We start from the raw sequence: 26207 nt of genomic DNA on the forward strand, positions 1-26207 counted from the left end.
GCCATGGCGCTTCCATCGCAAATGCAGGGTCTGCTGCTTGTCGGCGACGGTTACACCAGGACGCCTTCGGCGGCCGCGCTGGAAGCGATGGAGCCTTATCTCCAGCCCGGCAGCATCGCCGTGCCGGCGCCTGGGCCGACACAAGCGCTGATCAAGGTCAGCCTCGCCTCGATCAACCCGTCCGACATCGCCTTCATCAAGGGCCAGTACGGCCAGCCGCGGGTCAAGGGCCGGCCGGCCGGTTTCGAGGGCGTCGGCATTGTCGTCGCCACGGGCGATGACCCGTATGCAAAAAGCCTTGCGGGCAAGCGCGTCGCCTTCGCCACCGGCGTGTCGAACTGGGGCGCATGGGCGGATTATGCCGTCGCCGAAGCCGCGTCCTGCATCCCGCTCATCGACACGGTACGCGACGAGGATGCTGCTGCGATGATCGTCAATCCGCTGACAGCCTTGGCCATGTTCGACATCGTCAGAGAGGAAGGCGAAAAGGCCTTCATCATGACCGCAGGCGCCAGCCAGCTCTGCAAGCTGATCATCGGGCTGGCGAAGGAAGCAGGCTTCCGGCCGATCGTCACGCTGCGTCGCGACGAGCAGATCCCACTGCTGAAGGAACTCGGCGCCGCCCATGTGCTCAACGAGAAGGCGGCGGATTTCGAGGCGGCGTTGCGAGAGACGATGAAGGCCGAGCAGCCGCGCATTTTCCTCGACGCCGTCACCGGCCCGCTGGCTTCCACCATCTTCGCCGCCATGYCGAAACGCGGGCGCTGGATCGTCTATGGCCGGCTCGACGCCGAGCCGACGGTGATCCGCGAACCCGGCCAACTGATCTTCCAGCACAAGCGCATCGAGGGCTTCTGGCTGGCCGAATGGATGCGCCAGTTCCGCGACAGGCTGGGCCCGGCGGTGCTGGAGGCGCAGAAGCGCTTTTCCGACGGACGCTGGTCGACCGACGTCACGGCGGTCGTGCCGCTGGACGAGGCGATGGCGCGGCTGCCGGCCGAGCTCGCCAAGCCCAACGGAAAGGTGTTCATCAGGCCGTAGGCAGCCGGGCGCCGATTTGAACACAAAACCGTGATCGACAAGAGAGCGGCGGAAAAACGCCGCTGTTTCGCCTTCCGTTGCCCCGCGTCGGTAACAGTCACGCTCGGATGTTCTATTTCATTTCGATGTGATATCTGGCCGGCGCTTGAAGCCAAGCGGCGATGGGAAAGCCGTCCTGGTCGGAATGCGGGGTGCGCTATGACGGTAACCAGGCCGGTCTTCGACCGTTTGGGGTTTTGGCTGTGGATCGGGTCGTTTCTGATTGTGCTTGGCCTGGTGCTATGGTCGCCCACCACGCGTTCGGTGGTCCATATCTATAGACATGGCAGCGAAGCGTTTCTAAGCGGCCAGCCGCTGTATCAGGTCGACGTCGCCATGGGGTATCTATACGCTCCCGCCTTCGCCGTCCTCTACGTTCCACTGCTGAAGCTCGGGCCATATCTGGGCAATATCTTGTGGCACATGCTGGGCTTCGGCTTGCTGACCTTTGCCGCGATGCGCCAGGTGCGCAAGCTTGGAGGCGAGGAGCAGACATGGCTRCTGTCCTTCGGCCTCTTCCTTGCCTTGCCGGTGTCGCTGGCGGCGCTTCGCAACGGCCAGGCGACGATCCTGCTCACCGGGGCGTGCTGGTTTCTCWCATTGTCGACTCTCGAGGGACACCGGGCTGAGAGCTTCTTCTGGGCATCGCTTGCGATCATCGCCAAACCGACCGCGATCATCATGCTGCTTCTCGCGGGAGCGCTGCGTCCCAGGCTGATACCGGTGTTGGTACTGGCTGTGCTCGTCGTGCTCGCCATCCCCTATGGCTTTGCGTCGACTGACTACATCAACGCGCAATATCACGATTTCTTCCGGCTGCTGACTTCGATGACGGTCGATCCAACCGGCTCCTTCGTCCCGGCCGACTTCACGGCGCCTTTCACGCGGGTTGGGATGCCGATCCCTGAATCCGTGGCGACGATCGTGCGCGTCGTCGCCGGCTTGGCCACACTCTGGCTGGTACTGCGGTACGACCGCAGGCTGGAACCCAACGTCAACGGACTCGCCATCTTCCTCGCCGCGGCATTCTACATGTGCGTCTTCAATCCGCGGGTCGAGCAGAACACCTATGCCATGGTGGCGGTGCCTGCGGGTCTCGCCATCGCCTTGCTTTGGCGGGAGAAGGGAGGCGGAGCCATGTGCTGGTTCTTGGCAACGCTCCTCTTCGCCACCRGACTGACCAGCGTCGATCTGCGACTGCACGATCTTTTCCACCTGTGGTTCCGGCCGATCAGCATCAGCATAGTCGCCAGCGTGCTCATCGGCAGGTTCTGGACGCAAGACAGACGGAAGGCACCAGCCGCCGGAGCCGTCGCGCATGGCTGAGATGCTCGACATCATCGCGCCGTTCTTCAACGAGGCCGAATCCGCCATCGCGTTTGTCGGGCTGCTCGACAGGCTGGAAGCGGCCGTGGCGGAGCGCTTCGGCATGACGGTCCGCAAGCTACTCGTCGACGACGGCAGCCGCGACGGCAGCGCCGAGACATTCGCCGCTTCATTGTCGGGCTCCTGGGAGATCGTGCGGCTGAGCCGCAATTTCGGCAAGGAAGCGGCTGTGCTCGCCGGCCTCGATCATTCCCGCGGCGACATGGTCCTGATCATGGATTCCGACCTCCARCACTCCATGGACATCAGCCTGAAGATGATCGGCGAGCTGGTCGAGAATCCTGAGATCGACGTGGTCTACGCGCAGAACGACCGGCGCGAGGGGAGCTGGCGGCGCAGCCAGCTGGCGCGGCTGTTCTACAAGCTGATCAACAGCAGCCAGCGTTTCGATATCCCGGAAAATGCCGGAGACTTCCGTGTCATGCGCGGCGCTGTGGCACGTGCCTTGACCAGCGTGCGCGACAAGCGGCGTTTCAACAAGGGCCTATTCGCCTGGGCGGGCTTTCGCCAGAAGGCGGTGCTTTATTCGCCGGAAAACCGCGCCGGCGGCACGTCGAAATGGACAAGGTTCAACCTGATCGCGTTCTCGCTTGAAGGGTTCACCTCGTTTTCCGTGATCCCGCTGCGCGTCATCAGCCTCATCGGATTGCTGGCGGCGTTGGCCGGTCTCGCCTATGGCGTGAAGGTGCTCTTCGAGGTGCTGTTCTACGGCATCGCCGTGCCTGGCTACCCCAGCATCATGGTCGCCGTCGTGCYTTTGGGCGGCCTCAACCTGGCACTGCTCGGCCTGATCGGCGAATATGTCTGGGTCACGCTCAGCGAAAGCAAGGACCGGCCCGTCTACATCGTGCGCGACGTCCTGCACGGCGATGCCGTCCAGCAGRCTGCCTCCGACAAATGACCAGGTCGATCCGCCTGATCGCCGACGATTACGGCCTTGCGCCGGGAGTATCGGGCGCGATCCTCGACCTCATCGCGCGCGGCCGTCTGACCGGAACCAGTTGCATGACCGGCCTTCCCGAATGGGAAGAGGCGGCGGCGCGCATCAGGCCTTTTCGCAGAAGGGCGGCCATCGGATTGCATCTGACCCTCACCGATCAGATCGCGGCGACCGGTTCGTCCAGCCTGGCGCCGGAAGGCAAGCTGCCCGGGCTCGCCGCCCTTGCGCTGCCGGTTCGGCGCGGGCGCATCGACGAGCGGGACATTCATGCCGAGCTCGACGCCCAGTACGACCGCTTCACCGCAGCGCTGGCTGACCCGCCCGACCATATCGACGGACACCAGCATGTGCATTTTCTTCCCGTGGTGCGGAATTGGCTGCTCGCCCGGTTTGGCGCGGCCGCTCATAAACCAGCGCTACGCGGCGCGCCTGGGTTTTCCGGCCTGGACCCGGCGGCGGCCAAGATCGCGGCGATCGCCGCCCTGGCCGCCGGCTTCAACAGCGCGATGCGACGGGCAGGCTTCAGTGTCATGACGCCGCTTTCCGGCATCTATGACTGGCGGCAGCCGGGGAAATTCGCCTCGACGCTGCGCGCCGCGGTCGAAACCTTGCCCGAACAAGGTTTGTTCATGTGCCATCCGGGCCATGTCGATGACACTTTGCGGGCGCGAGACCCGATGCAAGCCGTGCGCGAGGTCGAGTTTGYGGTTCTGAGTTCCGAGGATTTCGGCGCCAGCCTCGACAAGGCCRGAGCGCGCGTGATGGACGGCAGGGCATGAGCGCCAGCCAGCCGCAACGTTCGACCGGCAACAAGATCGTCCGTTTCGCGCTGGTYGGGCTGGTCAACACCGGCATCGACCTCACCGCATTCTTCCTGCTGCTCAAGCTCGCGGTGCCGGCTTTGGCCGCCAATGTCGGCGCCTGGTTCGTCGCGGTGCTCTTCTCCTTCGTGGCGAACCGCTTGTGGTCGTTCGAGCGGGACCCCGGTATCCGGCTCCACCATTCCTTCCTGCGCTTCGTCTCACTGGGCGCGCTGATTTCGCTTGGCGTCTCGAGCCTCTCGATCGCCGTGCTGGCAGGGGCCGTCGGCGTCTGGCCCGCCAAGATCATCGGTGTCGTGGTCGCGGCCGTGCTGAACTTCCTGGCAGCGCGCTGGTCGATCGAAGGCCGGTTGTTGAAATAGCCTACTCGGCCGGCTCCAGGTCGACATAGGCTGCTTCCTCGAGCTCACGCTTCAGCCGGGCTTCCTCATGCGCCTTGGGCGTGACGAAGCGGCCGAGCAGGAGATAAGCGACCGGGGTGAGGAACAGGGTCGAGACGGTGGCTAACCCAAGGCCGCCGACGATAACCCAGCCCAGCGCCACGCGCGCCTCGGCGCCAGCGCCGGCGGCCAGCACCAGCGGCACGCCGCCGAGCACGGTGCAGATCATGGTCATCATCACCGGGCGCAGGCGAATGGTGGCCGCCTCCTCGATCGCCTCCCGCACGCCTGCCCCGCGGTCGCGCAGTTGGTTGGCGAACTCGACGATGAGGATGCCGTTCTTGGCCATGACGCCGACCAGAAGAACCAGGCCGATCTGGCTGTAGGCATTGAGGCTGGTGCCCGACAGGAGCAGCGCGAAGATGGCGCAGGCMAAGCCCAGCGGCACGGTCGCCATGATGATGACGGCGCTGACGAAGCTCTCGAACTGCGCCGCCAGCACCAGGAGGATGATGACCAGGGCGAAGCCGAAGACGGCGATCATGGCGCTGTTGCTCTCGCCGAGCGTGGCGGCCTCGGCGAGCGGCAGGATGCGCGCGCCGGGCGGCAGCAGCGGCGCCGCGATCTGCTCGGCGCGGGTCAGCGCCTCGCCGAGCGCGAAGCCACTGCCGAGATTGGCGGTGATCGCGACCGAGGGCTGCTGCTGCTCGCGCGTCAGCGACGGCGGCACGGCGCGCTCGGTCAGCGTGGCGATGGTCGACATCGGCACGAAGCGGCCATCGGACGTCTTCAGGAAGATGTTTTCCAGATCGGTCGGATCGTTGATCGGGTTGGTGGTCGAGACCAGCTTCACGCCATAGCTGCGGTCGGCGATGTAGACGTCGACGACATCGTTGCCGTCGAGCATGGCCTGCAGCGTGTCGGCGAGCCCGGTGATGTCGATGCCGAGATCGGAGGCGCGTTCGCGGTCGATGGCCACCGCGAGCTGCGGCTGCGTCGGATCGACGGAAAGCCGCGGCGTCTGGAAGCGGGGATCCTGGCGCATCTCGTCGACGATCTTCACCGCCGCCTCGCTCAGCGCCTTGCGGTCGTTGCCGACCAGCGCGAATTGCAGGCCGTTGCCGGCGCCGCGGATGCCAAGGCTGTTCGGCTGCACCGGAAAGACGCGCACGCTCGGCACCTGTTTCGTCAAGCGGCTGATATCGGCCATGATCTCCTGCTGGCTGCGGCTGCGCTCGTCCCAGGGCGCCAGCGTCATCACCATGAAGCCCGAATTGTAGGAGCCGTTGTTGCCGGCGTTCTCGAAGGTCGACCGGATCTCGCCGGAATCACGCAGCGGCTGGATCAGTCGCTCGATCTTGCGCATCTGCTCGGTCGTGTAGTCGAGGCTGACGCCTTGCGGCGCGTTGATGCGCAACAGCACCACGGCGCGGTCCTCCGTCGGCGTCAGCTCCTGGCGGATGGTGCCGAACAGGGTGAAGGCGGTGCCGGCGAAGATGAGCGCGACCAGCACCACGATCCAGGGTGCGTCGAGGCAAAGATGCAGGCAACGCTTGTACAGCCGATGCAGCGCCCCGCCGATGCGCGCGCCGATGCCTGTGCCRCCTTCATGGTGAAGCGAGGCGCTGGTCAGCATGCGCGAGGCAAGCATTGGGCAAAGCGTCAGCGCGACCACGCAGGAGAGCAGCACCGACATCGCCAGCACGAAGCCGAACTCGCGGAACAGGCCGCCGGTCTGTCCCGGCAGGAAGGAGATCGGCACAAAGACGGCGACCAGCGTCAGCGTCGTGGCGACGACCGCGAAGAACACTTCCTGGGTGCCGAGCACCGCCGCGGCGCGCGRCCCCATGCCTTCGTTGCGGCGGCGCACGATGTTTTCCAGCACGACGATGGCGTCGTCGACGACAAGACCGGTCGCCAGCACCAGCGCCAGGAGCGTCAGGATGTTGACGGAAAAACCGGCGAGATAGATGGCCGCGATGGTGCCGATCATGGCGACGGGCATCGACAGGCCGGGGATCAGCGTCGCGCGCCAGTCGAGCAGGAAGGCGTAGATGACGATCAGCACGATCGAGACCGAGAGCGCCAGCGCGATCTCGACCTCATGCACGGCGCCGTTGACGAAGACGGCGTCGTCGCTGGTGACCTTGATCGACATACCCGCGGGCAGCGTCTCCTGCAGCTTCGCGACGGCGGCCCTGACGCCGGTCGAGATGTCCAGCGTGTTCGATTCCGCCTGGCGTATGATGCCAAGGCCGATACCGGTCTTGCCGTCGGAGCGCAGCGAAGTCTGGCCGATATCGGGTCCGAGCGTCACCGTGGCGACGTCGCGGATGCGGGTCGCGCCGCCGATGACGATGTTCTCGAACTCCTCCGGCGTGGTCACGTCGGCGGTGGTCCGCACGATGAGGTCCTGGTTCGTCGTGGTGATCGAACCGGCCGGGGRATCGAAGGCGACCGAGGCAAGCGCCGTTCTTAGGTCGGCAACGGTGAAGCCCTGGCTCGCCAGCTTGTTCTGGTCGACGTCGATGCGGAAGATCTTGTCGCGGTCGCCGGACACCTGGACGTCGGCGACGCCGGGCACCGCGGCAAGCTCGTCCTCGATGCGGTCCTGAACCAGCACCGTCATGTCCTGCACCGACATCGTGTCGGAGGTGACCGCGAGCCGCATCACCGGATCCGAATTCGCGTCGGCCTTGACGATGCGCGGCGCGTCGGCGGTTTCGGGCAGCTGGTTGGTGATGCGRCTGACGGTATCGCGCACGTCGGAGGCCGCGACGTTGAGGTCGACACCGTCGTTGAACTCGATGGTGACGCGGCTCTGGCCGAAAGAGGACGTCGACGAGATCGACTTGACGCCTGAGACGCGCGCGACGGCGCCTTCGATCGCGTCGGTCAGCTCGCGGTCGACGGTTTCGGCGGCCGCGCCCTCGAAGGTGGTGTTGRCTGTGATGACCGGGCGGTCGACATCCGGCAATTCGCGGATTTCGACGCCCCAGAAGGCGGCAAGCCCGGCAACAGCGATCAGCGTGTTGAGCACGAAGGCCATGACCGGCCTGCGGATGAAAAGCGCGGTGAGGCCCGATCCCCGAGCGGCGTCGCCGATGCTCATCATGAGCCTTCGGCCTCGGTGGCGCTACCCTGGCCGGCGATGCGGACATCGCCGCCTTCGCTGACGCTCTGCGTGCCTTCGGTCACCACCATGTCGCCGCTCGCGACCGGCGCATCGATCAGCACCGTCTCGGTGTTGCGCTGGATAATACGCACCGGAACGCGCTTGGCCTTGCCGTCGGCGACGGCCCAGACATAGGCGCCGTCGGTTCCCCACTGGATGGCAAGGGGGTTGACGGCCGGATAGGTATCGCCGGAGAACCGCATGCCGATCCGGAAGGACATGCCGGCGCGCAGCGAATCGGCGGGGTTGGCGATCGTTGCCTTGACGAGCAGCGTGCGGCTGTTCTCGTCGATGTGGTTGTCGATGGCCGAGACGGTGCCGGTATAGACCTGGTTAGGGTTGGCCAAGGGCGTGGCCGACAGCTGGGCGCCGACCTTGACCGCGGCGGCGAAACGTTCCGGCACCCAGAAGTCGACCAGGATCGAGGACCGGTCGTCAAGCGTGGCGATCGCCGATTGGCTGGTGACGTAGTTGCCGGCGGCGATCGGCAGGATGCCGACGGTGCCTTCGATCGGCGCCACGATCGAGCGGCGCTCCAGCGCGAGCTCGGCGTCGCGCAACGCCAGCTTGGCATTGGCGAGCGTCACCTGGGCATCGGCGACGGCCACCGGCGTGGCCGCGTTGGAAGCCCTGAGCGATTTCACCCGGTCGAGCTTGGACTGCGCATCCTCGATCGCCACCTGCGCGCGGTCGCGCGCGATCACTTCCACATCGGAATCGAGCTTGGCGATGACATCGCCCTTTTCGACATGCGTGCCGGACTGGACCAGCAACTCGGTGAGGCGACCGGACGAATATGGGTTGACGGTGACCGTCGCGTTGGCGCGGCCGGTGCCGATCGCTTGCAGCCTGTCGTTGATGGTGGCGGTGCCGGCGGGCGAAGCGACGATGGTGACGACCTGACCTGCGCGGCTGCGTCCGGACTGACCGGGGCCGGCGCTCTCCGTAGCCGGAGGCGTCGCGGTGATGGCCCAGTCCAGCCMCCAATGCGACAGTATCTGTGGCGCGCCGGGATAAAAGCGCGCCCAGGCGGCCACGGCGGCAACCAGAATCACAAGCGCTGCAACAATCTGCTTCCAGCTCGACATCGACACTCCAGCGGCAGGACTCGTCTGCCGGATTCCAGAAGGAAGCAAGCACATCGACGACACGGGGTGGGGGCGAAAACCGGCCACTCCACACCCTGATATCAGCGGTTTATGGCAATTATCACGCAAACGTGCACATTAAATCTAGGTAACGTGAACGCGGGGCGCGGTTGGGACCCTTGCGTTTTGCCGCGTTTGGCCGGCGGCCACCGGCTTTCGCCCGGCTAGCGCAAGCTCTCCAGGTCGCGGATGCGCTTGGCGCCGGCGGCTTCCAATTGCCTGGTCACGGCGCCGATCAGCGTTTCGGCGACCACGAACAGAGCGGCCGACGAATCCCAGGCCGACGGCACGGCGGTGCGTCCGGCGATCACATGGCGGGCAAAGCGGGCGATCGGCGACAGCCACTGGTCGGTGAAGAGAATGATCTGCACGCCGCGGTGATGCGCCTTCTCGGCGAAGCGGACCAGACTTTCCTGGTAGCGGCGGATATCGAAGATCACCAGCACGTCGCGCTTGCCCATGTCGATCAGGCGGTCGCGCCAAATGCTCTCCTGGCCGGCGAGGTGATAGACGTCCGGTTGGATGATGGCGAGATGGGCAGCCATGTAGCGCGCCAGCGGATCGGTGAAGCGGCCGCCGATGAGGAAGGTCTTGCCGCGCCRCTCGGCAAGCCGCGCGGCGATGTCGGCGAGCTGTTTGTCGGTAAGGTGGCGGAACGTCTCGCGCATGTTGTCGAGCGTCGCCTCGAGCATCGGCGAGACGGCGCCGCCGGCCGAGCCCGGATTGAGCGTGCGCGAAGCGGGCGACTGCAATTGCGCCGCCAGCTCATCCTGCAGCGCCGATTGGAATTCGGGGTAGTTCTGGAAGCCGAGCCTGGCGACGAAGCGCAGGATCGTCGGCGAGGACACGCCGGCCGCGGCCGAAAATTCGGCGACCGTCTTCAGCCCGGTCAAAGGATAGTTGGCAATCAGCGTCTGGGCGGCGCGGCGCTCGCCGGCCGGCATAGCGCCGATGCGGTCAGAGATCAGTTCGGCAATGCTGGAAATCATGTTTTCCCCCGCCCGTTGACCCGCCGCCGCCGGTTTCCCGAATTCGCGTTTGACAAAGCCGGTCAAACTGTATGAAATCATTCACAGGGACGCAATGAGACAAAATACGTAACATAAGATACAGCGTTCCGCAGGGGACGATATGGAGAAAGCTCGGCCCGCTAGCCTTGCCCCGTCTGAGACCGTCAGGGTGACCAATCCCGACGGATCCAGCCCCTTCGTCTTCACCTGCGATCACGCTTCCAACTTCCTGCCCGCCGAATTCGGAACGCTCGGCCTGCCGGCCGCGGACCTTTCCCGTCATATCGCGTGGGATCCGGGCGCGCTTCCTGTCGCCCTCCGCATGGCCGAGGCGCTCGACGCGACGTTGATCGAGACCCGCGTGTCGCGGCTCGTCATCGACTGCAACCGRCCGCTCGACGCGCCGGACCTCGTGCCGCCGGTCAGCGAGACCACCGCCATTCCCGGAAATTCGGGCCTGTCCGACAAGCAGCGCGCCGCGCGCATCGACCTTKCCTGGCGCCCCTTCCACGACACGATCGCCCAGATCATCGAGCGGCGGCTGGCGCGGGGTCAGGAAACGCGGCTGGTGTCGGTGCACTCCTTCACACCGGTCTACAAGGGCAAGAGCCGGCCATGGCATATCGGCATCATCCATGATGACGACCGCCGCCTGGCAACGCCCCTGGTCGCGGCGCTGCGGCGGCTTGCCGGCGTCACCGTYGGCGTCAACGAACCCTATTCGCCGGCCGACCGCGTCTATTTCACGCTGGAACGGCATGCGCGGTCGCGCGGGCTGCCCTGCGCGATGATCGAAATCCGCAACGACGAAATCGCCGGCGAGACCGGGCAGCGGAAATGGGCGGATCTGCTCACAGGCATATTTTCGAATCTGGAGCCCGAGGAGGCCAAGGGCTCCCGACAAAGCGCAATGGGTAAGTCAGTACAATCGGCCAGCTAAGAACCAACAGGGGACTTCCAAATGGCAGCAGACGACTATACCGAAGTCGATAAGGCGAAGGATATTCAGGTCCTTCACAGCATGGGCTATGCCCAGGAACTGGAGCGGCGGCTCAGCCGCTTTTCGAATTTCGCGGTTTCCTTCTCGATCATCTGCATCCTGTCCGGCGGCATCAACTCGCTGGCGCAGGCGACCTCGGGCGCCGGCGGCATCGGCGTCGGCATCGGCTGGCTGGTTGGCTGCTTCGTGTCGCTCACTTTCGCCGTCGCCATGTYGCAGATCAGCTCGGCCTATCCGACGGCCGGCGGCYTCTATCACTGGGGTTCGATCCTCGGCAATCGCGGCACCGGCTGGGTGACGGCCTGGCTCAACCTGCTCGGTCTTATCACCGTGCTCGGCGCTATTAATGTCGGCACCTGGACCTTCTTCGTCGGCGCCTTCGGTCCGGCGCTCGGCATCGAGGGCACGTTGACCAACCAGATGATCTTCCTGGTGATCATCACCGGCGCCCAGGCGCTGATCAACCATCTCGGCATCAAGCTGACGGCGAAGCTGACCGATTTCTCCGGCTATCTGATCTTCTTCGGCTCGATCCTTATCGCGGTGGTTTGCCTGCTGTTTGYCCAAACCTGGGACTTCAGCCGCCTCTTCACCTTCCACAACTACTCCGGTGATGCCGGCGGCGGCGTGTGGCCGCAAGTATCGAACGCCTGGGTCTTCGCACTCGGCCTGCTGCTGCCGATCTACACGATCACGGGCTATGACGCTTCCGCGCACACTTCTGAGGAAACCATCAAGGCGGCGTCTTCCGTGCCGCGCGCGATGGTGATGTCGGTCATCTGGTCGGCGCTGTTCGGCTACCTGTTCCTGGCGGCCTTCGTGCTGATGATCCCGAACATGGACGACGCGGCCAAGCAGGGCTGGAACGTGTTCTTCTGGGCTTTCGACCAGCGCGTCCCGTCCGGCCTCAAGGAGTTCGTCTACCTGGTCGTGTTCCTGGCGCAGCTCCTGTGCGGCCTCGCCACCGTCACCTCCGCCTCGCGCATGATCTTCGCCTTCTCGCGCGACGGCGGACTGCCCGGCTCGGCGGCGCTTGCCAAGGTCAGCCCGACCTACCGCACGCCGGTGGCGGCGATCTGGACTGCCTCGATCCTGTCGGTGCTTTTCGTATGGGGCTCGTCGGTGGTCTCGGTCGCCGGCACCTCGGCCTATACGATCGTGGTGTCCTGCACCGTCATCTTCCTGTTCCTCTCCTTCACCGTGCCGATCGTGCTTGGCATGATGGCCTGGGGAACGCCGAAGTGGGACAAGATGGGCCCGTGGAACATGGGGCGCGGCATCTTCATGCTGTTCGCCTTCCTGTCGATCGTGTCGATGATCCTGATCTTCGTCATCGGCATCCAGCCGCCGAACGACTGGGCGCTCTACATCACCGTCGGCTTCTTCATCCTGACGGCGATCGTCTGGTTTGCTTTCGAGCGCAACCGCTTCCAGGGTCCGCCGCTGGGCGACATCATCGCGGCGCGCCAGGCGGCGATCAAGGCGGCCGAACAGGCGGTCGGCGAGACCGGCCACTGAACCTTCGCTTCACGGCCATGGCCGGCGTACGCCGGCCATGGTTCTCGTTTCTCCCCTCAAATCGACAAGCACTGGAGCGCCAAAGGAATGGCCGGGAATTTCTCGTTCGATCAGTTGAAGAAAGCGGTCTCGAACGGCGAGATCGACACGGTGCTGGCCTGCATCGTCGACATGCAGGGCCGGCTCGCGGGAAAGCGTTTCCTGGCCCAGTATTTCGTTGATTCAGCGCATGGCGAGACGCATGGCTGCAACTATCTCCTGGCCTGCGACATCGATATGGAGCCGGTGCCGGGCTACAGGGCGGYGAGTTGGTCGAAGGGCTATGGCGATTTCGTCATGAAGCCGGACCTGTCGACGCTGCGGCGCATTCCGTGGCTGGAGAAGACGGCGCTGGTCATCTGCGACGTGCTCGACCATCACACGCATGACGACCTCGCGCACTCGCCACGCGCGATCCTGAAGAAGCAGGTCAAGCGGCTGCAGGAGCGCGGCTATATCGGCTATTTCGCCTCCGAGCTCGAATTCTACCTGTTCAGCGAAACCTACGAGTCCGCCCGCAAAAAGCATTGGCAGGGGCTGGATAGCGCCTCGCCCTATATCGGCGACTACCAGATCGGCATCACCACCAAGGAAGAAGGCGTCATGCGCCGGCTTCGCAACGAGATGGAGGCCGCTGGCATTCCGATCGAAAACTCCAAGGGCGAGTGGGGACCGGGCCAGGAAGAGATCAATGTGCGCTATGCCGAGGCGCTCGAGATGGCCGACCGCCACGTCATCCTGAAGAACGGCGCCAAGGAGATCGCCGATTCCGAAGGCAAGGCCATCTCCTTCATGGCCAAATACAATTATGGACTCGCCGGCAATTCGAGCCACATCCACAATTCGCTGTGGAGCGCCGATGGCAAGACGCCGCTGTTTTTCGACAGACAAGCCGATTGGACGCTGTCCAGTCTCGGCCAGCAATGGGCGGCCGGCCAGCTCAAATACGCCAAGGAGTTCACCTGGTTCCTGGCGCCTTACATCAATTCCTACAAGCGCTTCCAGGCCGGCACCTTCGCGCCGACCAAGATCATGTGGAGTGAGGACAACCGCACCGCCGGCTTCCGGCTCTGCGGCGAGGGCACCAAAGGCATCCGCATGGAGTGCCGCATCGGCGGCGCCGACCTCAATCCCTATCTCGCCTTCGCGGCGCTGATCGCGTCGGGCCTCGCCGGCATCGACGAGAAGCTGGAATTGCAGAAGCCTTTCGTCGGCGACGCCTATCAGGCCTCGCGCCTGCCCGAGATCCCGAAGACGCTGCGCGACGCCACCGAGACGCTAGCCAAGTCGAAGATGCTGAAGCAGGCCTTCGGCGACGAGGTGATCGAGCATTATGTGCACACCGCCCGCTGGGAGCAGTTCGAATACGACCGCCGTATTACGGATTGGGAACTGCATCGGGGCTTCGAGCGGTATTAAGGTGCCGCGTTAGCGTCGGCGCTGTCCCGGCCTTCAGCGAAGGAGAAGGCGGGCAGCGCCTTTGAGCCTCGGCGCAGGYCCTGCCGGCCGGCGCATGAAGGAAGCGCCAGCCACATCATTGCGAGTGTTATAAAACTGCGAGGAACACATGACCGAAACGGTCAAACTCAAATCCCCCATCGACGGCTCGATCTACGCCGAACGGCCGGTCGCGAGCGACCAGGCGATCAGTGCGGYGGTCGAGCGCGCCAGGGCGGCGCAGGAGAAGTGGGCCGAGACGCCGGTCGTCGAGCGCGGCAAGTATATGCTGGCGATGCTGGAAGCGCTGGTCGCCATGACCGACGAGATCGTGCCCGAGATCGCCTGGCAGATGGGCCGGCCGGTGCGCTATGGCGGCGAGTTCGGCGGCGTCAAGGAACGCACCAGCTATATGGTCGAGATCGCTGAAGCTGCGCTGAAGCCGGTCATGGCCTCCAATCCGAAGGACGGCTTCCGCCGCTATGTGAAGAAGGTGCCGCTCGGCGTCGTGCTGGTGATCGCGCCGTGGAACTATCCCTATCTCACCGCGGTCAACACCATCGTGCCGGCGCTGATGGCCGGAAGCGCCGTCATCCTCAAGCAYGCGGCGCAGACACTGCTCGTCGGCGAACGCTTCCAGCAGGCTTTCGACAAGGCCGGCCTGCCCAAGGGCCTGTTCCAGAACCTCATCATGAACCATGCCCAGACCGAGAAGCTGCTCGGCTCGGGCAAGATCGACCATGTCAACTTCACTGGCTCCGTCGCTGGCGGCCGCGCCATCGAGAAGGCCGCGGCGGGCACCTTCATGACGCTCGGCCTCGAGCTCGGCGGCAAGGACCCGGCCTATGTGCTGCCCGACGCCAAGCTGGACCATGCGGTCGCCAACCTGGTCGATGGCGCCTTCTACAATTCCGGCCAGTGCTGCTGCGGCATCGAGCGCGTCTATGTGCATGAGAAGGTCTATGACGAGTTCGTCGAGGGCTTCATCGCCGAGACGAAGAATTATATCGTCGGCAATCCGCTGGAGCAGGCGACCACCATGGGCCCGATGGCGCAGGCGCGTTTCGCCGACCTGATCCGCGAGCAGAAGGCAGAAGCGCTGCGCAAGGGCGCGATCGCGCACATCAACATGAAGGTCGAGAACGACAAGCCGGGCTCGCCCTATCTGGCGCCGGAGGTGCTGACTGAGGTCGACCACCAGATGAGCGTGATGCGCGAGGAAAGCTTCGGGCCGATCGTCGGCATCATGAAGGTGCGCAACGACGAGGAGGCGATCGCGCTGATGAACGACAGCCCCTATGGGCTGACGGCCTCGATCTGGACGCGCGACACGGAGCATGCGATCGCCATCGGCGACCGCGTCGAGACCGGCACCGTGTTCATGAACCGTTGCGACTATCTCGATCCGGCGCTGGTCTGGACCGGCGTCAAGGACACCGGCAAGGGCGCGGCGCTYTCGGCCATCGGCTACGACAATCTGACCCGCCCGAAATCCTATCACCTGCGTGAAGCGATCTGACCTTTCGAAAGACAAAAAATGTCCAAGCTCATCTCCAAATGGAACTACCCCACCACCGTCCGTTTCGGCGCCGGCCGCATCAAGGAACTGCCGGATGCGCTGGCGGCCGCCGGCATCAAGCGTCCGCTCTTCGTCACCGATCCCGGCCTGGCGAAACTGCCGGTCGTCGCCTCGACGCTGAAGATCCTCGACGACGCCAAGGTCCCCTATGGCGTGTTTTCGGAGGTGAAGCCGAACCCGGTCGAGTCCAACCTCACCGCCGGCATCGCCGTGTTCAAGAAGGGCAAGCATGACGGCGTCATCGCCTTCGGCGGCGGCTCGGCCCTCGATCTCGGCAAGCTGATCGCCTTCCAGTCCGGACAGACGCGTCCGGTGTGGGATTTCGAGGATATAGGCGACTGGTGGACCAGGGCCAATTCGGATGCGATCGCGCCGATCATCGCCGTGCCGACCACGGCCGGCACCGGCTCCGAGGTCGGTCGCGCCGGCGTCATCACCAATGAGGAGACCCATACCAAAAAGGTCATCTTCCATCCGAAGCTTCTGCCGGCGATCGTCATTGCCGATCCGGAGCTGTCGGTCGGCATGCCTGCCTTCATCACCGCCGGCACCGGCATGGACGCGCTTGCGCACTGCCTCGAGGCTTATTGCGCGCCCGGCTATCACCCGATGGCCGACGGCATCGCGGTGGAAGGCATCCGGCTGGTGTTCGAGAACCTGCCGAAGGCTTTCGCCAACGGCAAGGATCTCGTCGCCCGCGCCCACATGATGAGCGCCGCCGCCATGGGCGCCGCCGCCTTCCAGAAGGGGCTGGGCGCCATCCATTCGCTGTCGCATCCGATCGGCGCGCTCTACGACACCCATCACGGCATGACCAATGCCGTGTTCATGCCCTATGTGCTCGCCTTCAATCGAGAGGCGATCGAGGACCGTATCGCCAGGCTCGCCGCCTATTGCGGCATAAAGGGCGGCTTCGACGGCTTCGCCAAGGCAGTCATCAAGCTGCGCAAGGAGCTCAAGGTGCCGCACGCGCTGCCCGGCCTGATCAAGGGGCTCGACATGGACAAGAAGCGCAAGGCGCTGATCGCCGATATGGCGGTGGTCGACCCGACGGCCGGCGGCAATCCGGTCAAGCTCACCAAGAAAGCGGCGCTGGCGCTGCTCGAAAACGCGATCGCCGGCTCCGTCTGAGAGCCGGCTTTCAATGCCGAAGAGTTGAAGAAAGGGCGAGCAGCTGGAGGAGGAGCGGGGCAAAAAACAAGGCGGCTAACCATTAGCCGGAAAATTAAGCGCGGGCTAATTGCTACAGTCCGTTAAAAAGAGTTAACTTTTTTCGCCGCGGGGCTCCGGTTTCAAAAAGCCTTCATCTGGCTGTCACACGAAAACGATACCCRCATCGCAGGCGCCCAACGGCGCCAGTTCAACGGAGAGAACACATGTTCAAGTTCACGGGGAAAGTGCTTTCCCTCTCGGCCGCGACGCTCTTTGCGTCGACGATGATTTCGTCCGCGGATTCGCTGGACGATCTCGCCAAGGCCGCGACGGCGGAAGGCCAGCTCACTGTCATCGCGCTTCCGCATGACTGGTGCGGCTATGGGGCAGTGATCGACGCTTTCAAGGCTAAGTATCCAGGAATTACCATCAACGAACTCAATCCCGACGCCGGCTCGGGCGACGAGGTCGAGGCGATCAAGGCCAACAAGGATAACAAGGGTCCGCAGGCCCCCGACGTCATCGACGTCGGCCTGGCTTTCGGCCCCTCGGCCAAGAAAGACGGCCTGTTGATGCCTTACAAGGTCTCGACCTGGGATTCGATCCCGGACAGCGCCAAGGATGCCGACGGCGCCTGGTACGGCGACTATTACGGCGTTCTGTCGTTCATGGTGAACAAGGATCTGGTCAAGAACGTTCCGGCCGACTGGGCCGACCTTCTGAAGCCGGAATACGCCAACTCGGTTGCGCTCGCCGGTGATCCGCGCGCGTCGAACCAGGCGATCCAGGCCGTCCACGCTTCCGGTCTGTCCACCGGCGCCGCTGCCGGCAAGGCCGCCGGCGAAGCCGGCCTCGACTTCTTCAAGAAGCTCAACGCCGGCGGCAACTTCGTTCCGGTCATCGGCAAGCCGGCCACGCTCGCGCAGGGTCAGACGCCGATCCTGATCAACTGGGACTACAACAACCTGTCGGGCCGCGACACGCTGAACGGCAACCCGCCGACCGATATCGTCATCCCGAAGACCGGCGTCGTCGCCGGCGTGTACGTGCAGGCGATCAGCGCCTACGCGCCRCATCCGAACGCCGCGAAGCTGTGGATGGAATACCTCTATTCCGACGAAGGCCAGATCGGCTGGCTGAAGGGTTATTGCCACCCGATCCGCTTCAACGACCTCGCCAAGAACGGCAAGGTTCCGCAGGAGCTGCTCGACAAGCTGCCGCCGGCAGACGCCTATGCCAAGGCCGTGTTCCCGTCGCTCGACGAGCAGGGCGCTGCCAAGGAAGAGATCACCAAGGGCTGGGACTCGGTCGTCGGCGCCAACGTCAAGTAAGTCGATGCTCTTCCGGGCGGCCTTGCGCCGCCCGGATTCCCTTATTGAAGGCAGTCAGGCATGACCGATATCAGCCTTTCAGGACCGTCCGCCGCCGGTAAGACCATTCCGCCCGGCGCGCGCGCGATGCGTCTGCCCACGCAATGGCTGGGCGTCGCGCCTTTCATCATCTTCGCGTTGATGTTCCTGATCCTGCCGACGCTCTATCTCATCATCGGCGCGTTCCAGAACGCCGACGGCGGCTTCACGCTGCAGAACATCGCAGATCTCGCGCAGCCGACCATCGTTGCCGCCTACTGGATCTCGATCAAGGTTTCCGTCGCCTCGTCGCTRCTTGGYGCCTTCATCGGCCTCGCCATCGCCATCGCCATCGTGCGCRGCGGCCTGCCCAACTGGACGCGTTCGGCGGCGCTCACCTTCTCGGGCGTCGCCTCGCAGTTTGCCGGCGTTCCGCTGGCCTTCGCCTTCCTGGCGACGCTCGGCCGCCTCGGCCTGCTCACTGTGCTTTTGYGCTCGATCGGCTTCGACCTCTATCAGCACGGCTTCAACGTGCTGTCCTTCTGGGGYCTGACGCTGACCTATCTCTATTTCCAGATCCCGCTGATGGTCGTCATCATCGTGCCGGCGATCGACGGCCTGAAAAAGGAATGGGGCGAGGCCGCCGCGACGCTCGGCGCCACCCAGTGGCAGTACTGGCGCATGGTCGTCATTCCTGTCCTGTGGCCGAGCTTCCTCGGYACCTTCATCCTGCTTTTCGCCAACGCCTTCGGCGCCATCGCCACCGCTTATGCGTTGACCGGCTCGTCGCTCAACATCGTGCCGATCGTGCTCTATGCGCAGATCCGCGGCGACGTGCTGCACAACGCCAATCTCGGCTATGCGATCGCCTTCGGCATGATCTTCATCACCGGGCTCGCCAATGTCTTCTACATCTGGTTCCGGACCCGCTCGGAGAGGTGGCTCAAATGAAGTCGGGTAAGTTCTGGGCCTGGCTGACGTTCGTCCTCGGCGCCGCCTATTTCTTCATTCCGCTGATCGCGACGCTGGAATTCTCAATGCGCATGAAGCGCGGCGAATATTCCTTCGAGGCATACCGCGTCGTGCTCGGCGATGCACGCTTCCAGGAATCCTTCACCTTCTCGGTGGTGGCCGCGATCTTCACCATCATCCTCGGCGTGCTTCTGGTGGTGCCCACCGCCTACTGGATCCGGCTGCGCCTGCCCCAGCTCAGGCCGATYGTCGAATTCGTCACGCTGTTGCCGCTGGTCATTCCCGCCATCGTCATCGTGTTCGGCTATATCCGCATGTACGGCTCTAGCTCGCCGCTGCCGTTCCTCGCCAGCGGCTTAGGCACCAACGCATTGCTCGTCATCGGCTATGCGACGCTGGCGCTGCCTTACATGTACCGCGCCGTCGATACCGGCCTTCGCACCATCGACGTCAGGACGCTCACCGAAGCGGCGCAGATCCTCGGCGCCGGCTGGACGACGATCATCGGACGCGTGATCCTGCCCAACGTGCTGATCGCGGTTCTGTCCGGCGCCTTCCTGACCTTTGCCATCGTCATCGGYGAGTTCACCGTGGCCARCCTGCTCAACCGGCCGGCCTTCGGCCCGTATCTGCAGAACATGGGCGCCAACCGTGCTTACGAGCCAGCGGCACTTGCCATCATCGCCTTCGCCATTACCTGGGGCTGTATGTCGCTGATCCAGGTCCTGTCCCGCTTCGCGCCGAAATCGGCGAACCGCCCTAATTGAGCGAAAGAGAAAGCCATGGCTGAGCCATTCCTCTCAATCCAGCACGTTCGAAAATCCTTCGGCGCCACAACCGTGGTCCAGGACTTCAATCTCGATGTCGAACCGGGCGAATTCGTCTCCTTCCTCGGGCCGTCGGGCTGCGGCAAGACGACGGTGCTGCGCATGGTGGCCGGTTTCGAGGAGCCGTCGGCAGGCAAGATCGTCGTAGCCGGCAAGGATATCACCAGGCTGAAGCCGAACCAGCGCAATGTCGGCATGGTTTTCCAGGCCTATGCGCTGTTCCCGAACCTGACGGTGGCGCAGAACATCGCCTTCGGCCTCAAGGTGGCCGGCATGTCGAAGCCGGACGCGGACAGGCGCGTCGCCGAGATGCTCGACATGATCAAGCTGCCACAGATGGCCGACCGCTATCCCTACCAGCTTTCCGGCGGCCAGCAGCAGCGCATCGCGCTCGCGCGCGCCATTGCGCCGAAGCCGAAGCTGCTTTTGCTTGACGAGCCGCTGTCGGCGCTCGACGCCAAGGTGCGCGTGTCGCTGCGCGAGGAAATCCGTTCGATCCAGAAGAAGCTCGGCATCACCACCATCTTCGTCACRCACGACCAGGAAGAAGCGCTGTCGATCTCCGACCGCATCGCGGTGATGTATGGCGGCCGGGCCGAGCAGGTCGGGACGCCGTTCGAGATCTACAACCGGCCGGCGACCAAATTCGTCGCCAATTTCGTCGGCACGCTCAACGTGCTGGAGGGCAAGGTCACCGACGCCTCGGCCGGCAAGGTGCAGGTCAACGCGCAGGAAGTCTCGCTCAAGGGCAAACTCAACGGCTCGAAGTCCGGCGATACGCTGTCGCTGGCGCTGCGGCCGGAAGCGATCTCGCTGGCGCGCCAGCCCGGGCACGACACCAGCCTGTCGGGCGAGATCGCCGAAGTGCATTTCCTCGGCTCGGTCATCCGCGTGCGCGTCGGCATCGGCGGCAACACGGTTTCGCTCGATACCTTCAACAATTCGACGACGCCGCCGCCGGTCGTCGGCGACAAGGCGGATATTTCGTTCTCGTCGGGCGATATGCTGGTCCTGCACTGACGGCCCTGGCCGTCCTGATGCCGATAAGACATGCCAGGGGCTCTCGGTGGTATACGGGCGCCATCGGTTTGTCCTGCGAGCACACCCTATGAGGCAGCGCGGGTTTGCCGGATAAATCAACAGCATCCTGACTCGAAGGTACTGCCAAGCTTCGCGCTTCGCCGCTACGATGAGCCATGGCTCTGTTCGAACTTACGCTCGTCCTGCTTCTGATCGCCGTCGCGCTGACGGCGCTGTCGCGGCGGCTGGAGGTGCCTTACCCATCGCTGCTGGCGCTTGCGGGCGTTGGGCTTGCCTTTGTGCCGGGCGCGCCGGTGATCGAGATCGATCCGGAACTGGCGCTGGCGCTGTTCATCGCGCCGGTGCTTCTCGATGCCGCCTATGACACCTCGCTGCGCGACCTGAAGCGGTACCGGCTGTCGCTGGTGCTTTTGGCGCTCGGCGCCGTCGTCTTCACCGCGGTGGTCGTCGCCTTCGTCGGCTGGAAAATGGCCGGACTGCCGATCGCGGCGGCGATCGCGCTCGGCGCCATCGTCGCGCCGCCGGACGCGGTCGCGGCAAGTGCCGTGCTCAGCCAGTTCAAGGTGCCGCACCGCATCACCGCGATCCTGCAAGGGGAGAGCCTGCTCAACGACGCCACGGCGCTGCTGATCTACCGGATTTCGGTCGCGGCAGCGGTCGRCACGCTCATGCTGAAGGACGCGGTGCCGGTCATCCTGCTCGCGACGGTCGGTAGCRTTATCGCCGGCTATCTGTTCGGCCGCGTCTCACTGCTGGYGCTCACCCGCATCGAGGACGCGGCAAGCAGCACCGTTGTGCAGTTCGCCGGAACCTTCGCCGTCTGGATCATTGCCGACAAGCTCGGTCTGTCCGCCATCATCACAATCGTCGTCTATGCCATCACCATCGCGCGCACCGCGCCGCGCCGGATGTCGGCGAGACGTCGCGTCAGCACCTATTCGGTCTGGGAGTCGGCGGTATTCGTGCTCAACGTGCTGGCTTTCGTGCTGATGGGCCTGCAGGCGCGGTCGATCGTCGGCCGTCTCTCCGGCGACGGGCAAGGCGGAGCATTCCTGTTCGCCGCAACGGTGCTTGTCGTCGTCATCGTGGCGCGGCTCGTGTGGGTGGCGGGTTACGTCGCGGTCATACGCTGGTTCGCCCGCTCCGGCGGCGAAGACAGAAAGCAGGATGCGCCGACGTTTCGCGGCGCCGTGCTTGTCGGCTGGTGCGGCATGCGCGGGCTGGTGACGCTGGTGGTGGCAATTGCCTTGCCGGCCAATTTTCCTGGGCGTGACCCGATCGTGCTTGCCGCGTTCGCTGTCGTGCTTGGCACGTTGGTCCTGCAGGGGATAAGCCTGAAGCCGCTTCTGCGCTGGCTCAATTTCGAGCGGGATATGACGATCGATCGCGAAGTAGCCGAGGCGCGCGTCGCCRTCATGCAGGCCGCGCTCGACGTGCTGAACCGCAAGACATCGGCCGCTGCCGCCGTCGTGCGCGAGCAGTATGAGGCGCAGCGGCGGGTTGCGGAAAACCCCGACGACGCGCAAGCCGCGACGGAATACGACCGGTTGCGCCTTTACGCCATCAAGCGGCAGCGCGACACGCTGGAGGAACTGCGCAGCAACGGCACGATCGGCGACGAGGCCTACCACCGGCTGGAAGAGGAGATCGACTGGTCGGAACTGGCGGCGTCGCCCGCCGGAAGCTTCCAGCCGCTGACGACCTATTAGCGCGGTTCGCCGGGTTCCATTGGACTATTCCACTTGTCCTGCCGGTCCATTGCAACGCAAGGGGCCTGGCGCTAGAGCGTTTCACCTGAAACGGCGAACCGCTCTATGTCTTTTTTCTCGACGCAATTCCGGACGGAAAGGTTACGGCGAAGACGCCGAACTTAAACGCTCACACTTTTCCTGGAATTGCGCTACTGCAATCGCCAGAAGTGAGCCGGTTAATCAATGAAGCTGATCAGCTACAACATCCAATACGGCTACGGCAGCGACGGGCGCTATGATCTCAGCCGCTGTGCCAGGCTGGTGGATGGCGCCGACATCATCGCGCTGCAGGAAGTCGAGCGGCATTGGCAGCGCACCAATGAGGACGATCAGCCCGAGATCCTGTCCAGCTTGCTGCCCGACTATTACTGGGCCTATGGCCCCGCCTTCGACATGGATGCCAGCGAGAGGCGCGGCGGCCGCATCGTCAATCGCCGGCGGCAGTTCGGCACGATGGTGCTGTCGAAGCTGCCGATCGTCTGGTCGCGGCTGCACACGCTGCCGCTGCGGCGCACGCTGAGGCCGCTCAACACCCGCAACGCGGCGCTGGAGTGCATGATCCGTACGCCGGCGGGACCAGTGCGCGTGTTCTCGCTGCATCTTGCCCATATCGCGGCCGAGGAGCGGCTGGAGCAGATCGACTATCTCAATGCCGAGCATCGTCGCGCGCCGTCCGACGGCGGCCCCTGGAGCGGCGTCGACGATGAGCCGCGACGCAACTGGTCGAACGGCCAGCCGGAACCCGAAAACCCGGTGGCGGCGATCTGGCTGGGCGATTTCAACATGGAGCCAGGCAGCGCCGAATACCGGCGCATCGTCGGCAATACCCCCTATCACCGCGGAGCCGCCTATATCGACGGATTCGTCGATGCCGCTTCCGTCGCCACCGAGCCGGGACCGGACTTCCATACGCACGAAAAGATCATCGACGGCAGGCTGGCGAGACGACGGCTCGATCATTGTTTCGTCGGCGGCATGCTGGCCGGGCGCGTGCGTTCGGTCAGCGCCGATATCGGCGAGGTGGCTTCCGATCATTTTCCGCTTCGGGTCGATATCGATCTGGAAACGCCGGGCATCGGCTCAAGTCTGGCGGGCAGGTGAGGCGGGGATGACGCTGTTCGTCTTCCTGGCGGTGCTTTCGGCGGCGGCCATGCACGCGATCTGGAACGCGCTGGTCAAGGTCCATCTCGACCGCTTCCTGTCGATCACGCTGATGACGCTCGGCATGGGCGCCGCGGCACTTGTGGCGCTGCCCTTCGTCGAAGTGCCGAAGGCCGAGGTCTGGCCATTCATCCTCGCCTCCGTTTTCTTCCACATGGGCTACCGGACCTTCCTGATCGGCGCCTACAAGGCGGGCGATTTCGCCCAGACCTATCCGCTGGCGCGCGGCACCGCGCCGCTGCTCTCGGCGCTGGGCGGCATCGTCGTGGTCGGCGAGGTTCCGGCGCCCTTCGCCATCCTCGGCATCGTGCTTCTGTCGGCAGGCACGCTGGTCATGTCGTTTCGGGGTGGGGCGCATCTGGAGAAACTCAATCTGCGCGCGGTCGGCTTCGCGCTCGCCACCTCGATCTTCATCGCCAGCTACACGCTTTCCGACGGCAGCGGCGCGCGGCTGGCCGCAACCGCGCAAAGCTACGCGGCCTGGCTGTTCGTCTGTGATGCGGCATGGGCGCTCGTCCTGTGCATTGCCTTCCGCGGACCGCGGTCGCTTCCGGTGCTGGCGCGCGACTGGAAGGCCGGGCTGTTCACCGGCGTGCTCAGCGGCGCAGCCTACTGGATCGTGATGTGGGCAATGACCAAGGCGCCGATCGCCTCGGTCGCGTCGCTGCGCGAAACCTCGATCCTGTTCGCCATGCTGATCTCGGTGCTGGCGCTGGGCGAGAAGATGACGGCCTGGCGCGCGGCCGCGGCGCTCGGCATTGTCGCCGGCGTCGCCGCGCTCAGGATGGGTTGAAAACAGATACTCAGCTGAGCACGGTCATCACCTGGCCGCGCTTTTCCGGACTGAAGCGGATGACGACGATGATGCAGACGGCGACCACGCCGGCGAACAGGGCCAGCGCATAGCCGTAGCTGCCTCCCGGCGCTTCGGCGATCCCCGCCTGGTAGGGGCCGCCATAGGAAGCCGCCAGATTGCCGGCCTGGTAGATGAAGCCGGGCAGCGTCGCCCGCACCGAGCCCGGCGACAATTCGTTGAGATGCACCGGGATGACGCCCCAGGCGCCCTGCACCGCCACCTGCATGATGAAAGCGCCGATCGCCAGCATGAAGGGCGTGGTCGTATAGGCCCAGAGCGGAATTGCCGGCAAGGCGATCAYGCAGGCGAGCGTGATGGCGTTGATGCGGCCGATCCTTTCCGACAGCGCACCGAAGGCAAGGCCGCCGACGATGGCGCCGATATTGGCGACGATGGTGATCCAGCTCACCGTGTGCGTGTCGAAGCCGTGCTGCTTCTTCAGGAAGGTCGGATAGAGGTCCTGCGTGCCATGGCTGAAGAAGTTGAAGAACATCATCAGCACCACGGCATAGAGCGCGATGCCCCAGTGCTTCCGCAGCGTTTCGAGGAGGCCTGGCCGTGTCTGGGTGCGGCCTTCGACGAAGGCCGGCGATTCCGGCACATGCGAGCGGATGAACAGCACGACCAGGGCCGGCACGAAGCTCAGGAGGAACATGGCGCGCCAGCCGAAGGTGAAGTCGCCGATCTTCTGCCCATAGAGCAGGCCATAGACCACCGCGGCCAGCAGATAGCCGGCCGGATAGCCGCATTGCAGGATGCCCGAGACCGTGCCGCGCGCGCTGGGCGGGATGGATTCCATGGCAAGCGAGCTGCCCAGGCCCCATTCRCCGCCCATGGCGATGCCGAACAGGGCGCGCAGCGCGAGGAATACGCCGAGGTTGGGCGAGAAGGCGGCTAAGGCGCCGATCACCGAATAGCTGACGATGTTGAGCATCAGGATCGGCTTGCGGCCGTATTTGTCGGCAAGCATGCCGAAGAAGAACGCGCCGATGAAGYGCGTCGCCAATGTCAGGAACAGTGCTTTGGAGACCGCCGGCACGTCGGTCTGGAACTCAGCGGCAATATCGGTAAGCAGGAAGGTCAGAAGGAAGAAATCAAAAGCGTCGAGCGTCCAGCCGAGAAACGATGCGACTACGGTTTTCTTCTGCTCAGCGGTGAGGTTCAAGGCGGTCCTCCTTTTGCATCCCCCAAAAGCAACGATATGTTCCTGGGCGGGCAAAAGAGAACGGGACAGCAGCCGGTTTTAAGCCGGCGAGCGGTCACATTTGCGTCACTTCGAGATCGATGACCATCAGCCCATCGGTACCGCCCTCGAGCGCGGCGACCAGGCGGGCGCCGGCGCGCTGATGCGCTTCGTGCGCCAGATAGGCGTCGCGGGCGGCGGCGTCGCGGAAATCGATGGTGAAGCCGTGGCCGAAGCCGCGCGCAAACGGCTCGGGACTGACATTGGCGCTGAACTCTACCTTGCCCATGCCGTCGATGACGGCGCGCAAGGTTTCGAGATCGGCATGGATCGCCGCGCGCTCGGTTTCAGGAACGTCGTCGCGAAAACGGACAAAGACGCAATGCCGGATCATCATTGATG

Annotated in this window: 22 protein-coding genes; 17 read left to right on the top strand and 5 right to left on the bottom strand. The window is 64.4% G+C overall.

Annotation, left to right across the window (positions count from 1 at the left end; translation table 11 throughout):
- The first annotated feature begins 3 nt into the window (after positions 1-3).
- Genes LCM4576_RS15155 through LCM4576_RS15175 form a run of 5 tightly spaced genes read left to right on the top strand, consistent with a single transcriptional unit; the run spans position 4 to position 4589 of the window.
- On the top strand, positions 4-1041 hold the full coding sequence (locus LCM4576_RS15155; protein ID WP_071032853.1) for a zinc-binding dehydrogenase: 1038 nt from the start codon (positions 4-6) through the stop codon (positions 1039-1041).
- 30 nt (positions 1042-1071) lie between these two features.
- The gene (locus LCM4576_RS15160; protein ID WP_244510808.1) at positions 1072-2406 is read left to right on the top strand and encodes a glycosyltransferase family 87 protein; all 1335 of its coding nucleotides are present in this window, start codon (positions 1072-1074) and stop codon (positions 2404-2406) included.
- Positions 2399-3367 carry a glycosyltransferase family 2 protein gene (locus LCM4576_RS15165; protein WP_071032856.1) on the top strand — a complete coding sequence of 323 codons (969 nt, stop codon included), beginning with the start codon at positions 2399-2401 and terminating at the stop codon, positions 3365-3367. The genes LCM4576_RS15160 and LCM4576_RS15165 overlap by 8 nt, the downstream gene beginning before the upstream one ends.
- Complete coding sequence (locus tag LCM4576_RS15170) at positions 3364-4185, top strand: ChbG/HpnK family deacetylase (RefSeq protein WP_071032858.1); 822 nt, start codon at positions 3364-3366, stop codon at positions 4183-4185. The genes LCM4576_RS15165 and LCM4576_RS15170 overlap by 4 nt, the downstream gene beginning before the upstream one ends.
- The gene (locus LCM4576_RS15175; RefSeq protein ID WP_071032860.1) at positions 4182-4589 is read left to right on the top strand and encodes a GtrA family protein; all 408 of its coding nucleotides are present in this window, start codon (positions 4182-4184) and stop codon (positions 4587-4589) included. Before LCM4576_RS15170 ends, LCM4576_RS15175 begins: the two co-directional genes overlap by 4 nt.
- Before the next feature lies 1 nt (position 4590).
- Here the strand turns inward: LCM4576_RS15175 and LCM4576_RS15180 are convergent, their stop codons facing one another.
- The 3 genes from LCM4576_RS15180 to LCM4576_RS15190 all read right to left on the bottom strand — a co-directional run bounded on the left by LCM4576_RS15180 (position 4591) and on the right by LCM4576_RS15190 (position 9919).
- Positions 4591-7722, bottom strand: coding sequence for an efflux RND transporter permease subunit (locus LCM4576_RS15180; RefSeq protein WP_071032861.1), 3132 nt, complete (start codon positions 7720-7722; stop codon positions 4591-4593).
- On the bottom strand, positions 7719-8870 hold the full coding sequence (locus LCM4576_RS15185; protein ID WP_071032863.1) for an efflux RND transporter periplasmic adaptor subunit: 1152 nt from the start codon (positions 8868-8870) through the stop codon (positions 7719-7721). Before LCM4576_RS15185 ends, LCM4576_RS15180 begins: the two co-directional genes overlap by 4 nt.
- Before the next feature lie 224 nt (positions 8871-9094).
- Positions 9095-9919, bottom strand: a complete 825-nt coding sequence (locus LCM4576_RS15190) for a MurR/RpiR family transcriptional regulator (protein WP_071033155.1) — start codon at positions 9917-9919, stop codon at positions 9095-9097.
- A gap of 142 nt (positions 9920-10061) precedes the next feature.
- Here LCM4576_RS15190 and LCM4576_RS15195 point away from each other — a divergent pair, with 142 nt between their 5' ends.
- The 12 genes from LCM4576_RS15195 to LCM4576_RS15250 all read left to right on the top strand — a co-directional run bounded on the left by LCM4576_RS15195 (position 10062) and on the right by LCM4576_RS15250 (position 24559).
- Positions 10062-10880: an N-formylglutamate amidohydrolase gene (locus LCM4576_RS15195; protein ID WP_071032864.1), complete on the top strand. Its 819-nt coding sequence runs from the start codon at positions 10062-10064 to the stop codon at positions 10878-10880.
- 21 nt (positions 10881-10901) lie between these two features.
- Positions 10902-12458 carry an amino acid permease gene (locus tag LCM4576_RS15200; protein ID WP_071032866.1) on the top strand — a complete coding sequence of 519 codons (1557 nt, stop codon included), beginning with the start codon at positions 10902-10904 and terminating at the stop codon, positions 12456-12458.
- 87 nt (positions 12459-12545) lie between these two features.
- A complete protein-coding gene (locus LCM4576_RS15205; RefSeq protein ID WP_071032867.1) occupies positions 12546-13916 on the top strand; it encodes a glutamine synthetase family protein in 1371 nt (456 codons plus the stop codon).
- 148 nt (positions 13917-14064) lie between these two features.
- Positions 14065-15453, top strand: coding sequence for an aldehyde dehydrogenase family protein (locus LCM4576_RS15210; protein WP_071032869.1), 1389 nt, complete (start codon positions 14065-14067; stop codon positions 15451-15453).
- Between the two features lie 18 nt (positions 15454-15471).
- Complete coding sequence (locus LCM4576_RS15215) at positions 15472-16644, top strand: iron-containing alcohol dehydrogenase (RefSeq protein ID WP_041012620.1); 1173 nt, start codon at positions 15472-15474, stop codon at positions 16642-16644.
- Positions 16645-16889: 245 nt separating this feature from the next.
- Positions 16890-17996: an ABC transporter substrate-binding protein gene (locus tag LCM4576_RS15220; RefSeq protein ID WP_040990149.1), complete on the top strand. Its 1107-nt coding sequence runs from the start codon at positions 16890-16892 to the stop codon at positions 17994-17996.
- Between the two features lie 60 nt (positions 17997-18056).
- A complete protein-coding gene (locus LCM4576_RS15225) occupies positions 18057-18965 on the top strand; it encodes an ABC transporter permease subunit (RefSeq protein WP_071032871.1) in 909 nt (302 codons plus the stop codon).
- Entirely contained in the window at positions 18962-19753 is a 792-nt protein-coding gene (locus LCM4576_RS15230) for an ABC transporter permease (protein ID WP_071032873.1), read from the top strand. Before LCM4576_RS15225 ends, LCM4576_RS15230 begins: the two co-directional genes overlap by 4 nt.
- Positions 19754-19768: 15 nt before the next feature.
- Positions 19769-20833, top strand: coding sequence for an ABC transporter ATP-binding protein (locus tag LCM4576_RS15235; RefSeq protein ID WP_040990142.1), 1065 nt, complete (start codon positions 19769-19771; stop codon positions 20831-20833).
- Between the two features lie 176 nt (positions 20834-21009).
- The gene (locus LCM4576_RS15240; RefSeq protein WP_071032875.1) at positions 21010-22563 is read left to right on the top strand and encodes a sodium:proton antiporter; all 1554 of its coding nucleotides are present in this window, start codon (positions 21010-21012) and stop codon (positions 22561-22563) included.
- 225 nt (positions 22564-22788) lie between these two features.
- On the top strand, positions 22789-23706 hold the full coding sequence (locus LCM4576_RS15245; RefSeq protein ID WP_071032876.1) for an endonuclease/exonuclease/phosphatase family protein: 918 nt from the start codon (positions 22789-22791) through the stop codon (positions 23704-23706).
- A 7-nt stretch (positions 23707-23713) separates the two neighbouring features.
- Positions 23714-24559, top strand: coding sequence for an EamA family transporter (locus LCM4576_RS15250; protein ID WP_041012623.1), 846 nt, complete (start codon positions 23714-23716; stop codon positions 24557-24559).
- Between the two features lie 10 nt (positions 24560-24569).
- Here LCM4576_RS15250 and LCM4576_RS15255 read toward each other — a convergent pair whose 3' ends face one another.
- Both LCM4576_RS15255 and LCM4576_RS15260 read right to left on the bottom strand, forming a co-directional pair.
- The gene (locus LCM4576_RS15255; protein WP_071032878.1) at positions 24570-25787 is read right to left on the bottom strand and encodes an MFS transporter; all 1218 of its coding nucleotides are present in this window, start codon (positions 25785-25787) and stop codon (positions 24570-24572) included.
- A gap of 94 nt (positions 25788-25881) precedes the next feature.
- Positions 25882-26202 (bottom strand): Dabb family protein, encoded by a 321-nt coding sequence (locus tag LCM4576_RS15260; RefSeq protein WP_244508227.1) that lies wholly within the window; start codon positions 26200-26202, stop codon positions 25882-25884.
- Positions 26203-26207: the final 5 nt, after the last annotated feature.

This window comes from Mesorhizobium sp. LCM 4576 (assembly GCF_001854815.1).
Lineage (GTDB): Bacteria > Pseudomonadota > Alphaproteobacteria > Rhizobiales > Rhizobiaceae > Mesorhizobium > Mesorhizobium plurifarium.